A 521-nucleotide genomic window follows, 5' to 3' on the forward strand; every position below is an offset into this window, starting at 1 on the left:
ACTACAGGATATTTAGGGTTAGAGCAAGATATTCGCCTAAAGGAAGCGGCAAAGAAAGCAATTGATGATTTTGGAACTCAGTTTCCATTATCAAAATCATATATAGCGCACCCATTATATGAAAAACTAGAGGAATTGCTGCACAAGCTATACGGTCAGCCCGTGGTGGTAGCCAAAAACGCCACCTTGGCCCATATGGCGGCTATACCTGTAATTGCAGGAGATCGTGACGCCATATTACTCGATCATCAAGTACATTGGAGTGTTCAGGATGCTGCCAAACGGTTAAAATTAAGAGGGGTAAAAGTGGAGTTGGTACGACATAACCGTTTAGACTTGTTAGAAAAAAAGATTCAAGAGATAAGTTCTACTGTGGATAAAATATGGTATATGGCGGATGGAGTTTACTCCATGTATGGAGATTTTTCTCCCGTAAATGACCTGTTAGACTTATCTAAGAAGTATAAACAATTATGTTTGTATTTTGATGATGTTCATGGCATGAGCTGGTCGGGTAAATA

Annotated in this window: 1 pseudogene; it reads left to right on the forward strand. The window is 39.5% G+C overall.

Annotated elements, in window-relative coordinates:
- Window positions 1-521, forward strand: a pseudogene (locus tag FT986_RS15880) (pyridoxal phosphate-dependent aminotransferase family protein); the annotation flags it as partial.

Origin of the sequence: Mesonia sp. K4-1, assembly GCF_008017825.1 — a bacterium.
Lineage (GTDB): Bacteria > Bacteroidota > Bacteroidia > Flavobacteriales > Flavobacteriaceae > Mesonia.